Below are 22,023 nucleotides of genomic sequence, written 5' to 3' on the forward strand. Positions count from 1 at the left end.
ATCGCCTCAATTCTTGAACGGGAACTTGAAGGCAGCGAGCAGAGCGCGCGCTTCTTCGTCAGTTTTAGCCGTAGTAGTAATGGTGATATTCATACCGCGCAGAGCATCGATCTTGTCGTATTCGATCTCTGGGAAAATGATCTGCTCTTTCACACCCATGTTGAAATTGCCACGACCATCAAATGATTTGCCACCAACACCGCGGAAGTCACGTACGCGTGGCAGAGCCACAGTAACCAGACGATCCAAGAACTCGTACATACGCTCACGACGCAGAGTTACTTTACAACCCACTGGATAGCCATCACGAATTTTGAAGCCAGCAATTGATTTTTTAGCTTTAGTCACTACAGCCTTTTGGCCGGTGATTTTTTGCATATCGCCAACTGCGAATTCCATTACTTTCTTATCAGCAACTGCCTCGCCCACACCCATATTTACGGTGATTTTTTCGATACGAGGAACTTCCATCACTGACTTGTAACCGAATTGCTTAATCAATTCAGGAACAATTTTGCTTTCGTAGATTTCTTGAAAACGTGCCATTGCCATCCCCTTACGCGCCAACTACTTCGCCGCTAGACTTGAACACGCGCACTTTCTTGCCGTCTTCAATCTTGAAGCCAACGCGATCTGCTTTGCCAGTTTTAGCATTGAAAATAGCTACATTAGATACGTGAACTGGCATAGTCAGCTCAACGATACCACCCTGAACACCGCGCATTGGGTTTGGCTTTTGGTGTTTCTTAACTACGTTAACACCCTCTACCACAACACGATCAGAAGCAGGCAGAGCACGGACAACAACACCACGCTTACCTTTATCTTTACCGGTCAGAACAACGACTTCGTCGCCTTTACGAATCTTATTCATTACCCTACTCCTTACAGCACTTCTGGAGCCAGGGAAACAATCTTCATAAAGCGCTCGCTACGCAATTCGCGTGTCACTGGCCCGAAGATACGTGTGCCGATTGGCTCGAGTTTGTTGTTCAACAATACAGCTGCATTGCCATCAAATTTGATGAGTGCGCCATCTGCACGGCGAACGCCTTTAGCAGTGCGAACAACAACGGCGTTGTAAACATCGCCCTTTTTCACACGACCACGTGGAGCCGCATCCTTGATGCTCACCTTGATGATGTCACCGATAGATGCGTAACGACGCTTTGAGCCGCCCAATACTTTGATACACATCACTGTGCGTGCACCAGTATTGTCAGCAACCTCAAGCTTGGATTGCATTTGAATCATTTAAAAGCCTCCAACTTAATCCGCCTAATCGCCCGGAGAACCGGGTGCCCGGTCGAGCCGAGCCAATAGCGGCCAGTTTTGGATCCCGATGGGAAAACACGAGTCAAATTTCTGACTCGCAAGGAAAACGGGCATTCTACACAAGTTAGAATGCCCGCACAAGCACTAAGCGTTATTTTTCAATAAATTAAATAACGCGTGCTTTTTCGACCAGAGCCGTAACCACCCAAGACTTGGTCTTAGACAGAGGACGACCCTCTTCGATTGTCACCACATCACCTTCGCCGTATTGGTTTAGCTCATCGTGAGCGTGGTATTTTTTAGATTGACGAACCATTTTGCCGTACAGCGGGTGACGCACCAGGCGCTCTACCAATACGGTTACTGTTTTGTCCATCTTATTGCTAACAACACGACCGGTCAGCGTACGTTTGAGTTTAGTTTCGCTCATGCTTATGCCGCCTTCTGTGACAGAACAGTCAATACACGCGCAATATCTTTACGCACGCGTTTCAGTTCACTGGTTTTTGCCAATTGGCCAGTCGCATGCTGCATGCGCAGACTAAACTTAGCCTTCAGCAGTGACGTCAATTCAGCTTTCAGCTCTTCGACAGTCTTCTGTTGCAGTTCACTAGCTTTCATTTATTGCCCCACTTGGCGAGAAACGAATGTAACTGCAAATGGCAACTTGGCAGAAGCCAAGCGGAACGCTTCACGAGCCACTTCTTCAGATACACCGTTCAATTCGTACAGTACTTTACCTGGCTGAATCTCAGCTACGTAATAGTCAGGAGAACCTTTCCCCCCACCCATACGCACTTCGGCAGGCTTAGTCGAAATCGGCTTGTCTGGGAATACACGAATCCAAACGCGACCACCACGCTTGATATAACGGGTGATTGCACGACGAGCAGATTCAATCTGACGCGCAGTCAAACGACCACGGCTAGTTGCCTTCAGACCAAACTCACCGAAAGCTACTGTGTTACCACGAGTCGCGATACCAGTGTTACGGCCTTTCTGGACCTTACGGAATTTAAGTCTAGTTGGCTGCAGCATTTCGTGGCCCCTTACGTGGTTTCTTCTGGGTTTCTACAGGTTCAGCCGCGAATTTTTCGCCTGGCTTAACTTCACCCTTATAAACCCAAACTTTCACACCGATGATACCGTAGGTCGTTTTTGCTTCAGAAGTTGCGTAGTCGATATCGGCACGCAGAGTATGCAAAGGCACGCGGCCTTCACGATACCACTCAGTACGAGCGATCTCGATACCATTCAGACGACCTGAAGACATGATCTTGATACCTTGTGCACCCAAACGCATTGCATTCTGCATCGCACGTTTCATCGCGCGGCGGAACATCACACGTTTTTCAAGCTGAGAAGTGATGCTATCAGCAATGATTTGCGCATCAATCTCTGGCTTGCGAACTTCTTCAATGTTCACATGCACTGGCACGTTCAAGATCTTTTGCAGCTGAGCCTTCAGCTGCTCGATATCTTCACCTTTTTTACCAATCACTACGCCCGGACGAGCTGAGTAGATGGTCACTTTCGCGTTTTTAGCTGGGCGCTCAATCACTACACGGCTAACAGCAGCACCGGCCAATTTCTTTTTCAAGAAATCGCGCACCTCGATGTCTTCATTCAACATCTTGGCAAAACTGCTGCTGTTGGCGTACCAACGAGAAGACCAGTTTTTAGTAACAGGCAGACGGAAGCCTGTTGGATGAATTTTCTGACCCATCAGTAGCTCCTTAATCGCCAACAGTGAGTGTAATGTGACAAGTTTGCTTCTCGATACGATTGCCGCGGCCTTTAGCGCGAGCAGCAAATCGTTTCAGCGAAGGGCCTTTGTCTACATAGATTGTTTTCACTTTGAGGGTGTCGATATCCGCACCTTCATTGTGCTCAGCATTGGCAATTGCCGATTCAAGCACTTTCTTGATCAGAACAGCGCCTTTTTTCGGGCAGAAAGTCAGAATATTCAGCGCCTGCTCTACGGGCTTGCCACGAACCAAGTCTGCGACAAGACGTGCTTTCTGAGCCGAGAGGCGAGTGTTGCTTAGTACAGCAGATACTTGCATGTCTTCACCTTATCGCTTAGATTTTTTGTCCGCGGCATGGCCTTTGAAAGTACGGGTCAGCGCAAACTCACCCAACTTATGGCCTACCATGTTTTCATTCACATAGACTGGAACGTGCTGTTTACCGTTGTGCACAGCGATGGTCAAACCAACGAAGTCTGGCAGGATGGTAGAACGACGAGACCAAGTTTTCACTGGACGTTTGTCGTTATTGGCACGGACTGCTTCTACTTTTTTCAGCAGATGCAGATCAACGAATGGACCTTTTTTAACGGAACGAGCCATTATTCATTACCCCTTGTTCGCGAAACGACGACGAACAATCATGTTGTCCGTACGCTTGTTACGACGAGTACGATAGCCTTTAGTAGGTTGACCCCATGGGCTAACTGGCACACGACCTTCACCAGTACGCCCCTCACCACCACCGTGCGGGTGATCAACCGGGTTCATCGCAGTACCACGAACAGTTGGACGAATACCCAACCAGCGCTTAGCACCAGCCTTACCGTATGAACGCAGGGAATGCTCTGCATTACCCACTTCACCGATCGTTGCGCGGCAATCAACGTGCACCTTACGGATCTCACCTGAGCGCAGACGCAATTGAGCGTATGCACCCTCACGAGCCAGCAACTGTACAGCAGCGCCAGCTGAGCGAGCCAATTGCGCGCCTTTACCAGGTTGCAATTCGATGCAATGGATAGTTGAACCCACTGGAATATTGCGGATAGGCAGAGTGTTACCTGATTTGATCGGTGCTTCTGAACCCGATACTACAGTAGCACCAACCACCAAGCCTTTAGGGGCGATGATGTAGCGGCGTTCGCCATCTGCATAGCACAGCAATGCAATATGCGCAGTGCGGTTTGGATCGTATTCAATGCGTTCAACTTTCGCTACGATGCCATCTTTATTGCGACGGAAGTCGATCAAGCGGTAGTGCTGCTTGTGACCGCCACCGATATGACGTGTAGTGATATGACCGTTATTATTACGACCACCAGTTTTTGATTTTTTCACCAGCAAAGGTGCGTAAGGCGCGCCTTTGTGCAGATCTTCGTTAACAACCTTAACTACTGCGCGGCGACCTGGAGAGGTAGGTTTTACTTTAACCAAAGCCATTATTCAGACTCCTTATTGCGCAGCAGCCAGATCAATTTCTTGACCCGCCACAAGGCTAACATACGCTTTTTTCCAGTCTTTACGACGGCCAGCGGTGCGGCCAAAGCGTTTGGTTTTACCCTTCACATTAACAGTTGTAACTGCGTCCACTTTTACTTTGAACAGCAATTCAACTGCAGCTTTAATTTCAGCCTTAGTTGCATCAGTTGCAACACGGAAAACAACTTGCTCAGCTTTTTCAGCCAGCATGGTGCTTTTTTCCGATACAACTGGAGCAAGAATTACTTGCAACAGGCGATTTTCGGCGATTTTGATCATGCAAACATCTCCTCAAGAGCCTGCAGCGCATCACGAGTCAGCACTACTTTTTTGAAGCGAACCAGGCTAACTGGATCAGCTTGCGATGGCTCAAGTACCAAAACATGCGGCAGATTGCGCGAAGCAAGGTACAGATTTTCACTCAGTTCTTTGGTGATAATCAGCACGTTATCCAGCTGCAGATCAGCTAGCTTCTGAGCAAAAGCCTTAGTTTTTGGAGTTTCAACATCAAAAGAATCAACCACCAACAGACGCTCTTCGCGCACCAATTGCGAGAAAATCGTCGCAATACCAGCACGGTACATCTTGCGGTTTACTTTTTGAGAGAAATTCTCATCAGGGCTATTTGGGAACGCACGACCACCACCACGCCACAGCGGAGAAGACGACATACCAGCACGAGCACGGCCCGTACCTTTTTGACGCCAAGGCTTTTTGGTTGAGTGTTTTACATCAGTGCGATCTTTCTGCGCACGATTACCACTGCGTGCATTTGCAAAATACGCAGTTACAACCTGGTGCACCAGAGCTTCGCTAAACTCACGACCGAACAGTGCATCCGAACCTGCAACTGCCGCCTGAGCTTCACCTTTCAGATTTACAGATTTCAGTTCCATTACGCACCCACCTTCACGCCTGGACGGACAATGACTTGATTGCCTTTAGAACCTGGCACACCGCCCTTAACCAACAGCAGTTGACGCTCTACATCAACACGTACAACTTCCAGATTTTGCACGGTACGCTTCACATTACCCAACTGACCGGCCATGCGCTTACCTGGGAATACACGACCAGGATCTTGCGCCATACCAATCGAACCAGGCGAACGGTGCGAAACCGAGTTACCGTGTGATTCACGATTAGAGCTAAAGTGGTGACGTTTGATTGGACCAGCAAAACCCTTACCTTGGGTGGTGCCAGTTACATCAACAATCTGACCTACACTAAACAACTCAACTGACAGAGTATCGCCGGCTTTCAGATCCGCGATTTTGTCAGCCGCCAGACGAAACTCAACTAGAGCCTCACCAGCTTCTACACCAGCTTTAGCAAAATGACCTGCTTCAGCTTTATTTACACGACCAGCTTTCTTAGCGCCGAAAGTAACTTGAACAGCTGAATAGCCATCCACTTCTTCGGTTTTAATTTGCGTGACGCGGTTTGCAGCCATTTCCAGCACAGTCACTGGAACAGACACGCCGTCCTCAGCAAAAATGCGGGTCATGCCGACTTTGCGACCTACAAGACCTAAGCTCATAGTTATTCCCTTTATCAAGGGCCAGTTACGATTGACTGGCTATGACCATTAAAAAATAAACGGACTTGCCACCACCTGATGGCAAGTCCGCGATACTACCACACTAAATCCTTATACGGCAAGCACTTATATACGCGCCAACAAGGATTAGTTCAGTTTGATTTCTACATCTACACCAGCTGGCAAGTCCAGCTTCATCAACGCATCAACAGTTTTATCTGTTGGGTCAACGATATCCATCATGCGCAGGTGAGTGCGAATTTCGAACTGGTCACGTGACGTTTTGTAAACGTGCGGCGAACGCAGCACATCAAAACGCTCGATTTTAGTTGGCAAAGGAACTGGGCCTTTCACCACTGCGCCAGTACGTTTTGCCGTCTCAACGATCTCTTGCGCAGAGCGGTCGATCAGAGAGTAGTCAAACGCTTTCAGGCGGATACGGATTTTTTGGTTTTGCATATCCAAATCCTTATTCGATGATCTTAGCTACAACGCCGGCACCAACGGTACGGCCACCTTCACGAATCGCAAAGCGCAGACCTTGCTCCATCGCGATTGGGGCGATCAGCGTCACAGTGATCGATACGTTGTCACCTGGCATAACCATTTCAGTGCCTTCTGGCAGAGAAATCGCGCCAGTTACGTCCGTAGTACGGAAGTAGAACTGAGGACGGTAGTTGCTGAAGAATGGAGTGTGACGACCACCCTCTTCTTTAGACAATACGTAGATCTCAGAAGTGAACTTGGTGTGCGGAGTGATTGAGCCTGGTTTAGACAGAACTTGACCACGCTGAACTTCTTCACGCTTCGTACCACGCAGCAGCGCGCCAATGTTGTCACCCGCTTGACCTTGGTCCAGCAGCTTACGGAACATCTCAACACCTGTACAAGTAGTCTTGATAGTTGGAACAATACCAACGATCTCGATCTCTTCACCTACTTTGATGATACCGCGCTCAACACGACCAGTAACTACAGTACCACGACCAGAGATTGAGAATACGTCCTCAACTGGCATCAGGAAGGTACCATCCACTGCACGCTCTGGCAGAGGAATGTAAGTATCCAGCGCTTCAGCCAAGCGGAAGATAGCTGGCTCGCCGTATTCGCCCTGATCGCCTTCCAGCGCTGAACGAGCTGAACCAACGATGATTGGGGTGTCATCACCTGGGAAGTCATATTTAGACAGCAGGTCACGAACTTCCATCTCAACCAGTTCCAACAACTCAGCGTCGTCAACCAGATCAGCTTTGTTCATGAATACGATGATGTATGGTACGCCAACCTGACGAGACAACAGGATGTGCTCGCGAGTTTGTGGCATAGGACCATCAGCAGCAGATACAACCAGAATCGCGCCATCCATCTGAGCCGCACCGGTAATCATGTTTTTCACATAATCCGCGTGACCTGGACAATCTACGTGAGCGTAGTGGCGAGTTTCAGTTTCGTATTCAACGTGAGCGGTATTAATGGTAATACCACGTGCTTTTTCTTCAGGAGCGCTATCGATCTGTGAGTAGTCTTTAGCTTCGCCACCGAATTTGCGAGTCAGCACAGTCGTGATCGCAGCAGTCAGGGTGGTTTTACCGTGGTCAACGTGACCAATGGTACCTACGTTAACGTGCGGCTTGGTCCGCGTAAACTTTTCTTTAGCCATTTTACAAATTCCTCAGATTATTTTTTAGCTGCCATGATGGCATCAGCAATGTGCTTCGGTGCGATAGAGTAGTGCTTAAATTCCATCGAGTAAGTTGCACGACCTTGCGACATTGAGCGCAGAGTAGTCGAGTAACCAAACATCTCAGACAACGGAACTTCAGCTTTAACCATCTTGCCACCAGCAGGATTGTCATCCATACCTTGCAAGATACCGCGACGAGAAGAGATATCACCCATGATATCACCCATGTACTCTTCTGGCGTCTCGATTTCCACAGCCATCATCGGCTCCAGAATCACCGGACCAGCACGACGCATTGCTTCTTTGAAGGCAATAGAACCGGCCAACTCGAAGGCGATCTGCGAAGAGTCCACATCGTGGTAAGAACCAAATGTCAGGCGTACTTTTACGTCCACAACTGGGAAGCCAGCCAACACACCAGACTTCAGTGTATTTTGGATACCCTTATCGACAGAAGGAATGAATTCGCGAGGAATTACACCGCCCTTAATTTCATCGATAAACGAGTAGCCATTGCCTTCCCCAGCTGGCTCGATAGTGATCGTACAATCACCGTACTGACCCTTACCACCAGACTGTTTGGCGTGCTTACCCTGAACATCAGCAGCGATCTGGGTAATGGTTTCGCGGTAAGCCACTTGTGGCGCACCTACGTTAGCCTCTACACCAAACTCACGCTTCATCCGGTCAACCAGAATCTCGAGGTGCAATTCACCCATACCAGACATAATGGTCTGGCCAGTTTCTTCATCGGTACGAACGCGGAATGATGGATCTTCTTTAGCCAAACGACCCAGCGCCAGACCCATTTTCTCTTGGTCAGCTTTGGTTTTTGGTTCAACTGCCACGTGAATTACAGGCTCTGGGAACACCATGCGCTCAAGCACGATAGCATGGTCTGGATCACACAGAGTTTCACCAGTCGTCACATCTTTCAAACCAATCGCAGCAGCGATATCACCAGCACGAACTTCATCGATTTCTTTACGATCGTTAGCATGCATTTGCACGATACGACCGATACGCTCTTTCTTGCTCTTAACCGAGTTCAGAACAGAGTCGCCTGAATTCAATACGCCAGAATAGACGCGGAAGAAGGTCAACTGACCAACATACGGGTCATTCATCAGTTTGAATGCCAGAGCAGAGAATGGCGCAGAGTCTGAAGCAGGACGAGAAGCTTCTTGCTCGCGATCATCCACACCTTTAACGTCTGGAATATCCAGTGGCGATGGCAGGAATTCAATCACAGCGTCCAACATACGTTGAACACCTTTGTTTTTGAATGCAGAGCCACACAACACTGGCTGAATTTCACACGCCAGAGTACGGGTACGCAGAGCAGCGATAATCTCTTCTTCGGTCAATTCGCCGGTTTCGAGATATTTGTTCATCAGCTCTTCAGAAGCTTCGGCCGCAGACTCGACCATCTTCTCACGCCATTCTTGAGCAACTGAAACCAGATCCGCAGGGATATCGCCGTATTCAAACTTCATACCTTGCGATGCGTCATCCCAGATGATCGCTTTCATTTTCAGCAGATCAACAACGCCTTCGAATTTGTCTTCCGCACCGATAGGCACTACAACAGGTACCGGATTCGCTTTCAGACGAATTTTCATCTGCTCAACCGCACGGAAGAAGTTGGCACCTGAGCGGTCCATCTTATTCACAAATGCCAAGCGAGGTACGTTGTATTTGTTAGCTTGGCGCCATACGGTTTCTGACTGTGGCTGAACACCGCCCACAGCACAATAAACCATACAAGCACCATCCAGAACACGCATTGAACGCTCAACTTCAATCGTGAAGTCAACGTGCCCTGGGGTATCAATAATGTTTACCAAATGCTCTTGGAACTGCATACCCATACCTTTCCAGTAGGTAGTGGTTGCAGCCGAAGTAATGGTAATACCACGCTCTTGCTCTTGCTCCATCCAGTCCATGGTGGCTGCGCCATCATGCACTTCACCGATTTTGTGATTTACACCGGTGTAGAACAGGATACGTTCGGTTGTGGTAGTTTTACCAGCATCAATGTGAGCAGAGATACCAATATTGCGGTACCGCTCAATAGGGGTTTTACGTGCCACGGTTTAATCCTTATTGGAAAAACGTAATTAGAAGCGGAAGTGTGCGAACGCCTTGTTAGCATCAGCCATGCGATGCACTTCATCACGTTTTTTCATGGCGCCACCGCGACCTTCAGCAGCATCCAGAAGCTCACCCGCCAGACGCAGATCCATTGACTTCTCGCCACGTTTGCGCGCCGCTTCACGGACCCAACGCATCGCCAATGCCAGACGACGACTTGGGCGTACTTCTACTGGTACTTGGTAGTTAGCACCACCGACACGACGGCTTTTCACCTCAACGGCAGGTTTTACATTGCCGATTGCGGTGTTAAATACTTCCAGCGCATCTTTGCCAGATTTTTTAGCGATCTGGTCAAGTGCGCCATAAACGATGCGCTCGGCAACGGCTTTTTTACCGTCCAGCATTACAACGTTCATGAATTTAGCGAGTTCAGTACTACCAAATTTTGGATCTGGCAGAATCTCACGCTTCGGTACTTCTCTGCGTCTTGGCATAAATTTACTTCCTTAATGTGACATTCAGTTGGGGATACCCCGCGGACATCTATAAAGATGGCCACTTACTTGACAGCTTTTGCTCTGCGCTGCCGCACAGACCGTGCAAATTACGCCTTAGGACGTTTAGCACCGTACTTAGAGCGAGACTGCTTACGATTTTTCACGCCAGCCAAGTCCAGAGAGCCGCGTACGCAGTGATAGCGCACACCTGGCAAGTCTTTTACACGACCACCGCGAATCAGAACCACGCTGTGCTCTTGCAAGTTATGGCCTTCACCGCCGATGTATGAGATCACCTCAAAACCATTGGTCAGACGAACTTTACAAACTTTACGCAAAGCGGAGTTTGGTTTTTTTGGAGTAGTGGTATACACACGAGTGCACACACCACGCTTTTGCGGACACGCCTGCAGAGCAGGTACTTTGCTCTTAGCGACTTCCGCGACACGCCCTTTACGGACGAGCTGGTTGATAGTTGGCATTGTTTCTAACTTCCTACCGCGTTTAAATAAAAAACCCTTAGCTTGCGCAAGGGAATTGAGTTTCCAAAAGGAAACGCTGCGACCGGCATTTCACCTGTCGCAGCAAAAGACTTTGAATTATAAGGAACTTGACAAGAGAACGTCAACGCCTTCCGCGCAAGCGGAAGGCGTTCCTATTATTCAGCTGCTGTTTCACCTGCTGATTCGGCCATCACTTCAGCCGCGATTTCTGCAAACGGCATCAGTGCTTCCGCTTTACCCTGCAGGCGCTTGCGGTTTTTGTGATACGCAAGACCAGTACCCGCCGGGATCAGACGACCCACGATCACGTTTTCTTTCAGACCACGCAGATCATCGATCTTACCCATAATCGCCGCTTCGGTCAGGACACGAGTCGTTTCCTGGAACGAAGCAGCGGAGATGAACGAGTCAGTCGACAGCGATGCTTTGGTAATACCAAGCAGGATATTGTCAAACTTCGCAGGTTCTTTGCCCTCAGCCAACAGTTTGTCGTTCGCGATCAACACTTCGGCGCGCTCAACTTGCTCACCCAAGATGAAGTCTGAACCACCGGCATCAGAAATCACAACACGACGCAGCATTTGACGCACGATAACTTCAATGTGCTTGTCATTAATCTTCACGCCCTGCAAGCGATAAACCTCTTGCACTTCATGAACGATATAACGCGCCAAGGCTTCAATACCTTGCAGACGCAAGATGTCATGCGGATCAATCGGGCCATCCACGATCGTTTCACCGCGGTTAACCACTTGACCGTCGTGCACCATCACATGCTTATCTTTAGAAATCAGATATTCATGTGCAACACCTTCAAGGTCGGTCAGCACCAGACGTTGCTTACCTTTGGTGTCTTTACCAAAGCTTGCAGTACCCGTTACTTCGGCCAACATGCCGGCATCTTTCGGTGAACGAGCTTCAAACAGCTCAGCTACCCGTGGCAGACCACCGGTAATATCGCGTGTTTTCGCAGATTCTTGTGGGATACGGGCCAGAACATCACCCACACCTACTTGCTGGCCATCTTTCACTGTAATGATCGAACCAACTTGGAACGAAATGGTGACTGGGGTTTCAGTACCCGCCAGTTTGATTTCATTACCAAACTCGTCCAGCAGTTTCACCAATGGGCGCACGCCTTTGCTTGAAGTTGCTTTCGCTTTCGAAGCAATAACCACCAGCGTTGACAGGCCAGTTACATCATCTACCTGTTTAACAACGGTCATCCCTTCTTCGACGTTTTCGAAGCGAACGGTACCCGCGTATTCAGTAATGATTGGGCGTGAGTGAGGATCCCATGTACCCAGCACTGCACCCGCTTTCACAGCGTCGCCATCTTTTACAGTCAGCGTAGCGCCATATGGCACTTTGTGTGTTTCACGCTCACGGCCATTGTCGTCCAAGACGATCACTTCTGCTGAACGGGCAATCACTACTGGCTCGCCCTTAGCGTTAGTTACATAACGCATATTCGAGCTATAAGCGATTTTGCCGCCAGATTTCGCTTCAACCTGATTGGCTGCTGCCGCCCGTGATGCCGCACCACCGATGTGGAACGTACGCATGGTCAGCTGTGTACCAGGCTCACCAATCGACTGCGCCGCGATAACACCAACCGCTTCACCGCTATTCACCAAGTGACCGCGACCGAGGTCACGACCATAACATTTCGCGCAAAGACCATAGCGGGTTTCACACGTCAGCGGTGTGCGTACCAGCACTTCATCAATGCCACGCTCTTCGATCACATCCACTGCATCTTCGCTCAGCATCACGCCGGCTTCGAAGATCGTTTCTTGTGTCGAAGGATCAACCACGTCTTTAGCAACTACACGACCCAAGATACGGTCACGCAGGGCTTCAACCACGTCACCGCCTTGAACTACGGCCTTCATCGCCACACCATTTTTGGTGCCGCAATCGTCCTCAATAACCACCAAGTCTTGCGTTACATCGACCAGACGACGTGTCAGGTAACCCGAGTTCGCTGTCTTCAGAGCCGTATCCGCCAGACCTTTACGTGCACCGTGTGTTGAGATGAAGTACTGCAGTACTGTCAGACCTTCACGGAAGTTAGTGGTAATTGGCATCTCAATAATCGAGCCATCTGGCTTAGCCATCAGACCCCGCATACCAGCCAGCTGACGAATCTGCGCTGCCGAACCCCGGGCACCCGAGTCAGCCATCATGTAAATCGAGTTGAACGACTCTTGCTCGTCCTGTTTACCGTTGGCATCCAGAACTGGCTCTTTACCCAGCTGATCCATCATCGCCTTCGCGATTTGATCACCGGCACGACCCCAGATATCCACGACCTTGTTGTAGCGCTCGCCTTGGGTTACCAGACCTGAGCTGTATTGCTGCTCGATCTCTTTTACCTCTGCGTGGGCAGCTGCTAGCAGTTCCACTTTCTTCGCTGGCACCAGCATATCGTCAACGCAAATCGAAATACCGCCACGCGTCGAGTATGAGAAACCGGTGTACATCAGCTGATCTGCAAACACCACCGTGTCTTTCAGACCGCAGCGACGGAATGAAGCATTGATCAGTTTACCGATTTCTTTTTTCTTCAGTGCTTTGTCGATGTGCGAGAAATCCAAGCCTTTTGGCAGAATTTCAGACAGGATCGCGCGGCCAACTGTGGTGTCACGACGCACCAAGCGGTATTCCCACTCACCTGCTTCGTTTTTCGACCATTGTTTCGTCCGCACAGAAACGCGGGTTTGCAGCGTAACGGCTTTATTTTGGTAAGCACGCAGCGCTTCAGACACGTCAGCAAAAATTGTCAGGCGTTCACCGGCATCGCTCAGGCGCTCACCTTTGGCATATTTTGCTTCGCGGGTCATGTAGTACAGACCCAATACGATATCCTGCGACGGCACAATGATAGGCTCGCCATTGGCTGGGGCCAGTACATTGTTTGACGCCAGCATCAGCGTCCGCGCTTCCATCTGCGCTTCGAGCGACAGTGGCACGTGAACGGCCATCTGGTCACCGTCGAAGTCGGCATTGAATGCCGCACAAACCAGCGGGTGCAGCTGAATCGCTTTACCTTCGATCAGAGTCGGTTCGAAAGCTTGAATACCCAAGCGGTGCAGCGTCGGCGCACGGTTCAGCAGTACCGGATGCTCGCGGATCACTTCTTCCAAGATATCCCATACGACTGGCTCTTGGCTTTCCACCATTTTTTTGGCGGCTTTAATGGTTGTCGCCAGGCCCATCACTTCCAGCTTGTGGAAAATGAATGGCTTGAACAATTCGAGCGCCATCAGTTTTGGCAGACCGCACTGATGCAAACGCAGAGTTGGGCCTACGGTAATAACCGAACGACCTGAGTAGTCAACACGTTTACCCAGCAAGTTCTGACGGAAACGACCGCCCTTACCTTTGATCATGTCGGCCAGTGATTTCAGCGGACGCTTGTTTGCACCAGTCATCGCTTTACCGCGACGGCCGTTGTCCAGCAGCGAATCGACCGACTCTTGCAACATCCGTTTTTCGTTGCGCACGATAATTTCTGGCGCACGCAATTCCAGCAGGCGTTTCAGACGGTTGTTCCGGTTGATCACGCGGCGATACAGATCATTCAGATCGGAAGTCGCAAAACGGCCACCATCCAGCGGCACCAATGGACGCAGCTCAGGCGGCAGCACAGGCAGCACATCCAGAATCATCCACTCTGGCTTGATACCTGAACGCTCGAAGGCTTCCAGCACTTTCAGGCGCTTAGCGATTTTCTTGATCTTGGTTTCAGAACCGGTGCTATCCAGCTCAGCGCGCAGTTTGCTGATCTCTTGATCAACATCCATGGATTTGAGCAGCTCACGCACCGCTTCCGCGCCCATCATTGCTACAAATTCGTCGCCGTACTCTTCGACTTTGGCGAAGTAGTCTTCTTCGGTCAGCAGCTGTGCGCGTTGCAGCGGGGTCATGCCCGGCTCGATCACGATGTATGCTTCGAAATACAGCACGCGTTCGATATCACGCAGTGCAACGTCCAGAACCATACCCAGACGTGACGGCAGCGATTTCAGGAACCAGATGTGCGCTACTGGGCTAGCCAGCTCGATGTGGCCCATGCGCTCACGACGCACTTTCGACAGCGTGACTTCAACGCCACATTTTTCACAAATTACACCGCGGTGCTTCAGGCGTTTGTACTTACCGCAAAGACATTCGTAGTCTTTGATCGGGCCAAAAATACGCGCACAAAACAGACCGTCACGTTCAGGTTTGAACGTACGGTAGTTGATGGTTTCTGGCTTCTTCACTTCACCAAACGACCATGAGCGGATTTTCTCAGGCGATGCGAGCCCGATCTTAATCGCGTCAAATTCTTCGTCTTGGGTGACTTGCTTGAAGAGTTCGAGTAAGCCTTTCATTCCAATATTCTCCAGTGAGGGCAATCAGGGTATTAGCTGCAAAGCTAGGCAGATCCTAGCCTGCAGCCCTATACCTCACAGCAATCAATAGGTTTCCAGATCGATATCGATACCGAGCGAGCGGATTTCCTTAACCAACACATTGAATGACTCTGGCATGCCAGCATCAATGCGGTGATCGCCCTTCACAATGTTTTCGTATACTTTGGTACGACCATTCACGTCGTCAGACTTCACAGTCAACATCTCTTGCAGGGTGTATGCAGCACCATAAGCTTCCAGTGCCCACACCTCCATCTCACCGAAACGCTGACCACCAAACTGAGCTTTACCGCCCAATGGCTGCTGAGTTACCAGCGAGTATGGACCGGTTGAACGGGCGTGCATCTTATCGTCCACCAAGTGGTGCAGTTTCAGATAGTGCATCACACCCACGGTCACTTTACGCTCGAAGGCTTCACCCGTACGGCCATCGTACAGTTGCATCTGCGTTTTGCTGCCATTGAAGTCAAGCTGCTGCGTGCGAGCATCTTCATCTGGATAAGCCAGATCCAGCATCGCGCGGATTTCGCTTTCTTTCGCGCCATCAAATACTGGGCTCGCGAAGGTCATACCCTTGCGCAGGCCTTGAGCCAGATCCAGCACTTCAAGATCAGTCAGGCCAGCGATGTCTTCTTGCTTACCAGCGCTGTTGTAGATGCGATCGAGGTAGCTGCGTACTTGCTCCAGGTTTTGCTGATCGCGCAGCATCTTGTCGATGCGTTGACCAATCCCTTTAGCCGCCCAGCCCAGATGCACTTCCAGAATCTGACCGATATTCATCCGTGACGGTACGCCCAATGGGTTCAGTACGATGTCGACCGGTGTGCCATCTGCCATGTATGGCAGATCTTCCACTGGTAGGATTTTCGATACCACACCCTTGTTACCGTGACGACCGGCCATCTTGTCACCTGGCTGCAGACGACGTTTAACTGCAACGTACACCTTCACCATTTTGATCACGCCCGGTGGCAACTCATCGCCTTGGGTCAACTTACGTTTCTTATCTTCAAAACGCAGCTCGAACTCGGCTTTAGTTTGTGCGATCAGGTCTTTATTGGCTTCCAACTGACGAGCGCTTTCTTCATCGGCCAGACGGATATCAAACCAGTCGTGCTTGTTCGCTTGATCAGCCAGATATTCAGCGGTAATGGTCGCGCCTTTAGCCAGCTTCTTCGGACCGCCGTTGGCAACTTTGCCCACCAGCATATCTTCAATCCGCTTGAACAAGTCGGCTTCTACGATCCGCAGTTGGTCGTTCAAGTCTTGACGGTAGCGACGCAGTTGCTCATCGATAATCGATTGGGCGCGTTTATCACGCTCAATACCTTCACGAGTGAATACTTGTACGTCGATCACGGTACCGGTCATGCCTGAAGGCACGCGCAGCGACGTATCTTTAACGTCAGAGGCTTTTTCACCGAAGATGGCGCGCAGCAGTTTCTCTTCGGGCGTCAGCTGAGTTTCACCTTTAGGCGTCACTTTACCAACCAGTACATCGCCGGCTTCAACTTCAGCACCGATATACACCACACCGGACTCATCCAGACGGCCGAGCATACGCTCTGACAGATTGGAGATATCACGGGTGATCTCTTCAGGGCCCAGCTTGGTATCACGCGCCATTACGCTCAATTCTTCAATGTGAATTGAGGTGTAACGATCGTCAGCAATCACCTTCTCGGAAATCAGAATCGAATCCTCGAAGTTGTAACCATTCCATGGCATGAAGGCGATGGTCATATTTTGACCCAGGGCCAATTCGCCCAAGTCAGTCGACGCACCATCGGCAACCACGTCACCCTTCGCCAGAATGTCGCCTTTCTTCACGATCGGACGCTGGTTGGTGTTGGTGTTCTGGTTAGAGCGAGTAAATTTAACCAGATTGTAGATATCTACACCGGCTTCACCCGCGATCACTTCGTCGTTGTTCACGCGCACAACGATACGAGTTGCATCAACGTAATCAACTACACCACCGCGCAGAGCGGTTACGGCCGTGCCCGAGTCGGTCGCACAAGTGCGCTCGATACCGGTACCTACCATAGGTTTTTCTGCACGCAGACAAGGTACGGCCTGCCGCTGCATGTTGGCGCCCATCAAGGCACGGTTCGCGTCATCGTGTTCAAGGAACGGAATCAGCGATGCAGCAACCGATACGATCTGGCTAGGTGCCACATCCATGAACTGCACGCGATCAGGCGAAGCCAAGATGGTTTCACCGGCTTCACGGCAAGTCACCAACTCATCGACCAGATTGTTGTCTGCATCGGTTTGGGCGTTTGCCTGAGCAATGACATATTTGCCTTCTTGAATCGCCGACAGATATTCGATTTCGCTGGTGACTTTACCATCCACGACTTTGCGGTATGGGGTTTCCAGGAAACCATACTCATTGGTGCGGGCGTAGCAAGACAGCGAGTTAATCAGACCAATGTTTGGACCTTCAGGCGTTTCAATCGGACACACACGACCGTAGTGCGTTGGGTGTACGTCACGTACCTCGAAGCCCGCGCGCTCGCGCGTCAGACCGCCTGGACCCAAGGCAGAAACACGACGTTTGTGCGTGATTTCTGACAGTGGGTTGGTTTGATCCATGAACTGTGACAACTGTGAAGAGCCGAAGAACTCTTTCACTGCGGCCGATACTGGCTTGGCATTGATCAGATCATGCGGCATCAGATTGTCTGATTCGGCTTGCGACAGACGCTCTTTCACTGCGCGCTCAACACGCACCAAGCCGGCACGGAATTGGTTTTCCGCCAACTCACCAACCGAACGCACGCGACGGTTACCCAAGTGATCGATATCGTCCACTTCCCCGCGGCTATTGCGCAGCTCGAGCAAGATGCCAATCACGGCGATGATGTCTTCAGTCGACAGCACGCCAGGGCCAGTAATGCCCTTAGCACCTACGCGCTGGTAGAAACGACGTTGCCAACCCGGCGCTTTTTCATCCAAGCGATCTGGGTAAGCACGGCTATTAAACTTCATGCGACCTACGGCCGACAGATCGTAACGATCTTCAGCGAAGAACAGGCCATTGAAGAGTGCTTGCACGGCTTCTTCAGTTGGCGGCTCACCAGGACGCATCATGCGATAGATCGCAACACGGGCTTGCCATTCGTCTGCAGTATCATCGGTCCGCAGTGTTGACGAAATGAAGCCACCTTGGTCAAGGTCATTGATATACAGCGTGGTGATGGCTTTAACTTCGTTCAGATCCAGTTTTACCAACAGATCTTCGGTCAGCTCTTCATTGGCTTTGGCAATGATTTCACCAGTTTCTGGATTCAATACATCTTTCGCCAAGACGCGACCATACATGTAGTCCAGCGGGACTTGTACATGGGTCATACCCGCGGTATTGATATCGCGGATGGTTTTGGCGGTAATACGCTTATCTTTCTGAACCAGTACTTTGCCTTCGTCAGTCACGATATCAAATTTCGCAACTTCACCACGCAGGCGATCCGGCACCAGTTCCCAGAAAATACCGTCTTCACCCAATTGGAAGGTATCGGTATCAAAGAATTCAGCCAGAATCTGTTCAGGGGTATACCCCAGCGCCTTGAGCAGAATGCTCACTGGCATCTTACGACGACGGTCAATCCGGAAGAACAGCAGATCTTTCGGGTCAAACTCGAAATCCAGCCATGAACCGCGGTAAGGAATAATCCGCGCCGAGAACAGCAGTTTCCCTGAGCTGTGGGTTTTACCCTTGTCATGCTCGAAGAACACACCAGGAGAGCGGTGCAACTGTGAAACGATGACGCGCTCAGTACCATTGATGACGAACGAACCGTTCCGAGTCATCAGTGGAATTTCACCGAAATACACGTCCTGTTCTTTTACTTCCTTGATTGTTGGCTTGGATGACTCACGATCCATGATCACCAGGCGCACACGGGCGCGCAATGGCGCCGCAAATGTGATGCCCCGCTGCTGACACTCTTTCACGTCAAACGCGGGTTCACCCAGTGTGTAGTGCACGAATTCGAGGCGTGCATACTCATTGTGCGAAACAATCGGGAAAATCGAGTTGAACGCAGCCTGCAGACCGATCTCGCGACGCCCTTCTAGGGGCACGCCCAGTTGCAGAAACTCGGAATAAGAGTCGATCTGAGTAGCCAGCAGAAACGGTACTTCGAGGACACTTGCCCGCTTCGCAAAACTTTTACGAATGCGTTTCTTCTCAGTGAACGAGTATTTCATACTCATAAACTCTCCATGGGTGGGGCGCAATGGACAAACCGCAAAACGCCCGCTAACAAATCAGTTGTGAGCGGTTTCTGGTTTGTCTGCTGCTGGTGCTACTTACAAACATGCTGTAAGCAAGCGCAGTATACAAACGCAAAAGGGCAGACGGATTGCTCCGTCTGCCTGAACTACTTAGCTAGCTAAGGATTACTTAACTTCAGCTTGTGCGCCAGCTTCGATCAGTTTCTTAGCGATCGCATCAGCATCAGCTTTAGAAACACCTTCTTTCACAGCTTTAGGAGCGCCGTCAACCAGGTCTTTGGCTTCTTTCAGGCCCAGACCGGTAACTTCACGTACAACCTTGATCACGCCAACTTTTTGTGCGCCAGCGTCGGTCAGGATTACGTCGAATTCAGTTTTTTCTTCTGCAGCAGCAGCAGCGCCACCAGCAGCAGCTGGGCCAGCTACGGCAACAGCAGCAGCAGAAACGCCGAATTTTTCTTCGAACGCTTTAACCAGGTCGTTCAGTTCCAGTACAGTCAGCGCGCCAACCGCTTCGAGGATGTCTTCTTTAGTGATAGCCATTTGTAAATACTCCTGAAAATCTTTTCGGATTAATATAGTTAAATTGCGAAATTATGCTTCGGCTGCTTCGGCAGCAGGAGCTGCGGCGCCTTCGCCTTTTTTCTCTGCCAGCGCAGCCAGAGCGCGCGCGAAGCCAGAAACAGGCGCTTGCATAACGAACAACAGTTTTGACAGCAGTTCTTCGCGGCTTGGTACAGATGCCAGGGCGGCTACGCCAGCTGCATCCATTACTTTGCCATCATAAGAACCGGCTTTCAGAACGATTTTGTCGTCTTTTTTCGCGAAATTGTTCAGTACTTTAGCTGCAGCAACTGGGTCTTCAGAAATACCGTACACCAGTGGGCCAACCATTTTGTCGGCCAAATCGGCGAACGGAGTTCCTTGTACCGCACGGCGTGCCAGCGTGTTTTTCAGAACACGCAGGTAAACGCCTGACTCACGCGCTTCTTTGCGCAGTTGAGTCATGCTGGAAACCTCGATACCACGATATTCAGCGACTACGATAGTCTGGGCTTTGGCAACTTCTGCCGCAATCTCAGCTACGACCGCTTTTTTGTCGTCAAGATTAAGACTCAAGGTCATTCTCCATTAGTTAAGTTCAGCGCATTGTTGATGCGCCACCCAATCAAACGGCGACCAATATTCAGGAGACTAATAACTAAACTAGGTTCAGCAAAAAGCCTGCATTGGGAGCACCGTCTGCGTAGGCTGGTGTTTGGGCACCTTGATTAAGCCAGCCAGATGGCTGGCACCTACGGTCTTTGACATTCTGGGGCCAAAGCCCCAGCCCAAAGTCGGATTACAGGACAGACGAAGTGTCTACGCGAACACCCAGGCCCATCGTGCTTGATACGGCGATCTTCTTGAAGTACACGCCCTTAGAGCTAGCTGGTTTAGCTTTTTGCAGAGCATCAACCAGAGCAGCCAAGTTTTCACGCAGATCAGCCACTTCAAAAGAAGCGCGACCCAGGGTTGCGTGAACGATACCACCTTTGTCAGTACGGTATTGAACCTGACCGGCTTTCGCGTTTTTAACCGCTTCAGCAACGTTAGGCGTAACAGTACCTACTTTCGGGTTTGGCATCAGGCCGCGTGGACCAAGAATCTGACCCAACTGACCAACGATGCGCATTGCATCTGGAGATGCAATCACCACGTCGAAATCAATATTGCCAGCTTTAACTTGTTCAGCCAGATCTTCAAAACCTACTACATCTGCACCAGCAGCTTTAGCTGCTTCAGCGTTAGCGCCTTGGGTGAAAACAGCAACGCGTACTGATTTACCAGTGCCTTTAGGCAGAACAACAGCACCACGAACAACTTGGTCAGATTTACGTGGGTCAACGCCCAGGTTAAATGACACATCGATTGATTCGTTGAATTTAGCAGTTGCTGCGCCCTTAACCAGAGCCAGAGCTTCATCAGCTGCGTACAGTTTATTGCTGTCAACAGAAGCACGCAGTGCTGCCAGACGTTTAGAAACCTTAGCCATTTACACGCCCTCCACTTCAATACCAATCGAACGAGCTGAGCCCGCGATGGTACGCACAGCCGCATCCAGATCAGCACCAGTCAGATCAGCCTGCTTGGTTTTTACGATCTCTTCCAGCTGAGCACGTGTCACTTTACCTACTTTGTCGGTATGTGGACGTGGAGAACCTTTAGTGATGCCAGCTGCTTTTTTCAGCAGGATGGTCGCAGGAGGCGACTTCATCACGAAAGTGAATGATTTATCTGCAAAAGCAGTGATCACCACTGGAATTGGCAAGCCTGGCTCAACACCTTGTGTTGCAGCATTGAAGGCTTTACAAAATTCCATAATATTCAGACCGCGCTGACCCAGCGCTGGACCGATTGGAGGCGAAGGATTTGCTTTACCAGCTGGCACTTGCAGCTTGATGTAGCCAATAATTTTTTTTGCCACAGGACTACTCCTTAAAACGGGTCAAACGCCAATGCGAACATTGGCTCCCCAACTCAACACCCCC

At 50.3% G+C, this 22,023-nt stretch carries 24 protein-coding genes; all 24 read right to left on the reverse strand.

What is annotated here, in order from left to right; translation table 11 throughout:
* Positions 1-6: 6 nt before the first annotated feature.
* Positions 7-546, reverse strand: a complete 540-nt coding sequence (gene rplE, locus QV747_RS15535) for a 50S ribosomal protein L5 (protein WP_028448403.1) — start codon at positions 544-546, stop codon at positions 7-9.
* Between the two features lie 10 nt (positions 547-556).
* Positions 557-874, reverse strand: a complete 318-nt coding sequence (gene rplX, locus QV747_RS15540; protein WP_028448402.1) for a 50S ribosomal protein L24 — start codon at positions 872-874, stop codon at positions 557-559.
* Positions 875-885: 11 nt separating this feature from the next.
* Positions 886-1,254: a 50S ribosomal protein L14 gene (gene rplN / locus QV747_RS15545; protein WP_028448401.1), complete on the reverse strand. Its 369-nt coding sequence runs from the start codon at positions 1,252-1,254 to the stop codon at positions 886-888.
* A gap of 187 nt (positions 1,255-1,441) precedes the next feature.
* On the reverse strand, positions 1,442-1,705 hold the full coding sequence (gene rpsQ / locus QV747_RS15550; RefSeq protein WP_028448400.1) for a 30S ribosomal protein S17: 264 nt from the start codon (positions 1,703-1,705) through the stop codon (positions 1,442-1,444).
* A gap of 2 nt (positions 1,706-1,707) precedes the next feature.
* Positions 1,708-1,896: a 50S ribosomal protein L29 gene (gene rpmC, locus QV747_RS15555; protein ID WP_028448399.1), complete on the reverse strand. Its 189-nt coding sequence runs from the start codon at positions 1,894-1,896 to the stop codon at positions 1,708-1,710.
* Positions 1,897-2,313, reverse strand: coding sequence for a 50S ribosomal protein L16 (rplP, locus tag QV747_RS15560; RefSeq protein ID WP_028448398.1), 417 nt, complete (start codon positions 2,311-2,313; stop codon positions 1,897-1,899).
* The gene (gene rpsC, locus QV747_RS15565; RefSeq protein WP_028448397.1) at positions 2,297-3,001 is read right to left on the reverse strand and encodes a 30S ribosomal protein S3; all 705 of its coding nucleotides are present in this window, start codon (positions 2,999-3,001) and stop codon (positions 2,297-2,299) included. The genes rplP and rpsC overlap by 17 nt, the downstream gene beginning before the upstream one ends.
* A 10-nt stretch (positions 3,002-3,011) precedes the next feature.
* Entirely contained in the window at positions 3,012-3,341 is a 330-nt protein-coding gene (rplV, locus tag QV747_RS15570; protein ID WP_028448396.1) for a 50S ribosomal protein L22, read from the reverse strand.
* A 9-nt stretch (positions 3,342-3,350) separates the two neighbouring features.
* Positions 3,351-3,626: a 30S ribosomal protein S19 gene (gene rpsS, locus QV747_RS15575; RefSeq protein ID WP_047395218.1), complete on the reverse strand. Its 276-nt coding sequence runs from the start codon at positions 3,624-3,626 to the stop codon at positions 3,351-3,353.
* Positions 3,627-3,632: 6 nt separating this feature from the next.
* Positions 3,633-4,466: a 50S ribosomal protein L2 gene (rplB, locus tag QV747_RS15580; RefSeq protein ID WP_047395215.1), complete on the reverse strand. Its 834-nt coding sequence runs from the start codon at positions 4,464-4,466 to the stop codon at positions 3,633-3,635.
* 12 nt (positions 4,467-4,478) lie between these two features.
* Positions 4,479-4,784 carry a 50S ribosomal protein L23 gene (gene rplW / locus QV747_RS15585; protein ID WP_028448395.1) on the reverse strand — a complete coding sequence of 102 codons (306 nt, stop codon included), beginning with the start codon at positions 4,782-4,784 and terminating at the stop codon, positions 4,479-4,481.
* Entirely contained in the window at positions 4,781-5,401 is a 621-nt protein-coding gene (gene rplD / locus QV747_RS15590) for a 50S ribosomal protein L4 (protein WP_028448394.1), read from the reverse strand. The genes rplW and rplD overlap by 4 nt, the downstream gene beginning before the upstream one ends.
* Positions 5,401-6,045 (reverse strand): 50S ribosomal protein L3, encoded by a 645-nt coding sequence (gene rplC, locus QV747_RS15595; protein ID WP_028448393.1) that lies wholly within the window; start codon positions 6,043-6,045, stop codon positions 5,401-5,403. Before rplC ends, rplD begins: the two co-directional genes overlap by 1 nt.
* Positions 6,046-6,192: 147 nt before the next feature.
* On the reverse strand, positions 6,193-6,504 hold the full coding sequence (rpsJ, locus tag QV747_RS15600; protein ID WP_028448392.1) for a 30S ribosomal protein S10: 312 nt from the start codon (positions 6,502-6,504) through the stop codon (positions 6,193-6,195).
* 10 nt (positions 6,505-6,514) lie between these two features.
* Positions 6,515-7,705, reverse strand: coding sequence for an elongation factor Tu (gene tuf, locus QV747_RS15605; protein WP_273432340.1), 1,191 nt, complete (start codon positions 7,703-7,705; stop codon positions 6,515-6,517).
* Positions 7,706-7,722: 17 nt separating this feature from the next.
* Positions 7,723-9,822 (reverse strand): elongation factor G, encoded by a 2,100-nt coding sequence (gene fusA / locus QV747_RS15610; protein WP_028448454.1) that lies wholly within the window; start codon positions 9,820-9,822, stop codon positions 7,723-7,725.
* A 27-nt stretch (positions 9,823-9,849) separates the two neighbouring features.
* Positions 9,850-10,320, reverse strand: a complete 471-nt coding sequence (gene rpsG / locus QV747_RS15615; protein WP_028448455.1) for a 30S ribosomal protein S7 — start codon at positions 10,318-10,320, stop codon at positions 9,850-9,852.
* Positions 10,321-10,430: 110 nt separating this feature from the next.
* Positions 10,431-10,805, reverse strand: coding sequence for a 30S ribosomal protein S12 (gene rpsL / locus QV747_RS15620; protein WP_028448456.1), 375 nt, complete (start codon positions 10,803-10,805; stop codon positions 10,431-10,433).
* Positions 10,806-10,981: 176 nt separating this feature from the next.
* On the reverse strand, positions 10,982-15,208 hold the full coding sequence (gene rpoC, locus QV747_RS15625) for a DNA-directed RNA polymerase subunit beta' (RefSeq protein WP_047392350.1): 4,227 nt from the start codon (positions 15,206-15,208) through the stop codon (positions 10,982-10,984).
* Positions 15,209-15,292: 84 nt separating this feature from the next.
* The gene (gene rpoB / locus QV747_RS15630; RefSeq protein WP_273432356.1) at positions 15,293-19,465 is read right to left on the reverse strand and encodes a DNA-directed RNA polymerase subunit beta; all 4,173 of its coding nucleotides are present in this window, start codon (positions 19,463-19,465) and stop codon (positions 15,293-15,295) included.
* A gap of 192 nt (positions 19,466-19,657) precedes the next feature.
* On the reverse strand, positions 19,658-20,035 hold the full coding sequence (rplL, locus tag QV747_RS15635) for a 50S ribosomal protein L7/L12 (protein ID WP_028448459.1): 378 nt from the start codon (positions 20,033-20,035) through the stop codon (positions 19,658-19,660).
* Positions 20,036-20,086: 51 nt separating this feature from the next.
* The gene (gene rplJ, locus QV747_RS15640; protein ID WP_047392356.1) at positions 20,087-20,611 is read right to left on the reverse strand and encodes a 50S ribosomal protein L10; all 525 of its coding nucleotides are present in this window, start codon (positions 20,609-20,611) and stop codon (positions 20,087-20,089) included.
* A 223-nt stretch (positions 20,612-20,834) separates the two neighbouring features.
* On the reverse strand, positions 20,835-21,527 hold the full coding sequence (gene rplA, locus QV747_RS15645; RefSeq protein WP_028448461.1) for a 50S ribosomal protein L1: 693 nt from the start codon (positions 21,525-21,527) through the stop codon (positions 20,835-20,837).
* Positions 21,528-21,959, reverse strand: coding sequence for a 50S ribosomal protein L11 (gene rplK / locus QV747_RS15650; protein ID WP_028448462.1), 432 nt, complete (start codon positions 21,957-21,959; stop codon positions 21,528-21,530).
* Between the last annotated feature and the right edge of the window lie 64 nt (positions 21,960-22,023).

The sequence above is a fragment of the uncultured Chitinibacter sp. genome, from assembly GCF_945957625.1.
Classification (GTDB): domain Bacteria; phylum Pseudomonadota; class Gammaproteobacteria; order Burkholderiales; family Chitinibacteraceae; genus Chitinibacter; species Chitinibacter tainanensis.

Excerpts from the sequence above, each read along its gene's own strand:
- rpsJ (WP_028448392.1), bottom strand. The coding sequence starts at position 6,504 with ATGCAAAACCAAAAAATCCGTATCCGCCTGAAAGCGTTTGACTACTCT.
- rplA (WP_028448461.1), bottom strand. The coding sequence starts at position 21,527 with ATGGCTAAGGTTTCTAAACGTCTGGCAGCACTGCGTGCTTCTGTTGAC.
- rplP (WP_028448398.1), bottom strand. The coding sequence starts at position 2,313 with ATGCTGCAGCCAACTAGACTTAAATTCCGTAAGGTCCAGAAAGGCCGT.
- rpsS (WP_047395218.1), bottom strand. The coding sequence starts at position 3,626 with ATGGCTCGTTCCGTTAAAAAAGGTCCATTCGTTGATCTGCATCTGCTG.
- rplC (WP_028448393.1), bottom strand. The coding sequence starts at position 6,045 with ATGAGCTTAGGTCTTGTAGGTCGCAAAGTCGGCATGACCCGCATTTTT.
- rplN (WP_028448401.1), bottom strand. The coding sequence starts at position 1,254 with ATGATTCAAATGCAATCCAAGCTTGAGGTTGCTGACAATACTGGTGCA.
- rplV (WP_028448396.1), bottom strand. The coding sequence starts at position 3,341 with ATGCAAGTATCTGCTGTACTAAGCAACACTCGCCTCTCGGCTCAGAAA.
- rpoB (WP_273432356.1), bottom strand. The coding sequence starts at position 19,465 with ATGAAATACTCGTTCACTGAGAAGAAACGCATTCGTAAAAGTTTTGCG.
- rplX (WP_028448402.1), bottom strand. The coding sequence starts at position 874 with ATGAATAAGATTCGTAAAGGCGACGAAGTCGTTGTTCTGACCGGTAAA.
- rplB (WP_047395215.1), bottom strand. The coding sequence starts at position 4,466 with ATGGCTTTGGTTAAAGTAAAACCTACCTCTCCAGGTCGCCGCGCAGTA.
- rpsQ (WP_028448400.1), bottom strand. The coding sequence starts at position 1,705 with ATGAGCGAAACTAAACTCAAACGTACGCTGACCGGTCGTGTTGTTAGC.
- rpsL (WP_028448456.1), bottom strand. The coding sequence starts at position 10,805 with ATGCCAACTATCAACCAGCTCGTCCGTAAAGGGCGTGTCGCGGAAGTC.
- rpsG (WP_028448455.1), bottom strand. The coding sequence starts at position 10,320 with ATGCCAAGACGCAGAGAAGTACCGAAGCGTGAGATTCTGCCAGATCCA.
- rplD (WP_028448394.1), bottom strand. The coding sequence starts at position 5,401 with ATGGAACTGAAATCTGTAAATCTGAAAGGTGAAGCTCAGGCGGCAGTT.
- rpoC (WP_047392350.1), bottom strand. The coding sequence starts at position 15,208 with ATGAAAGGCTTACTCGAACTCTTCAAGCAAGTCACCCAAGACGAAGAA.
- rpmC (WP_028448399.1), bottom strand. The coding sequence starts at position 1,896 with ATGAAAGCTAGTGAACTGCAACAGAAGACTGTCGAAGAGCTGAAAGCT.
- rplL (WP_028448459.1), bottom strand. The coding sequence starts at position 20,035 with ATGGCTATCACTAAAGAAGACATCCTCGAAGCGGTTGGCGCGCTGACT.
- rpsC (WP_028448397.1), bottom strand. The coding sequence starts at position 3,001 with ATGGGTCAGAAAATTCATCCAACAGGCTTCCGTCTGCCTGTTACTAAA.
- rplE (WP_028448403.1), bottom strand. The coding sequence starts at position 546 with ATGGCACGTTTTCAAGAAATCTACGAAAGCAAAATTGTTCCTGAATTG.
- rplW (WP_028448395.1), bottom strand. The coding sequence starts at position 4,784 with ATGATCAAAATCGCCGAAAATCGCCTGTTGCAAGTAATTCTTGCTCCA.
- tuf (WP_273432340.1), bottom strand. The coding sequence starts at position 7,705 with ATGGCTAAAGAAAAGTTTACGCGGACCAAGCCGCACGTTAACGTAGGT.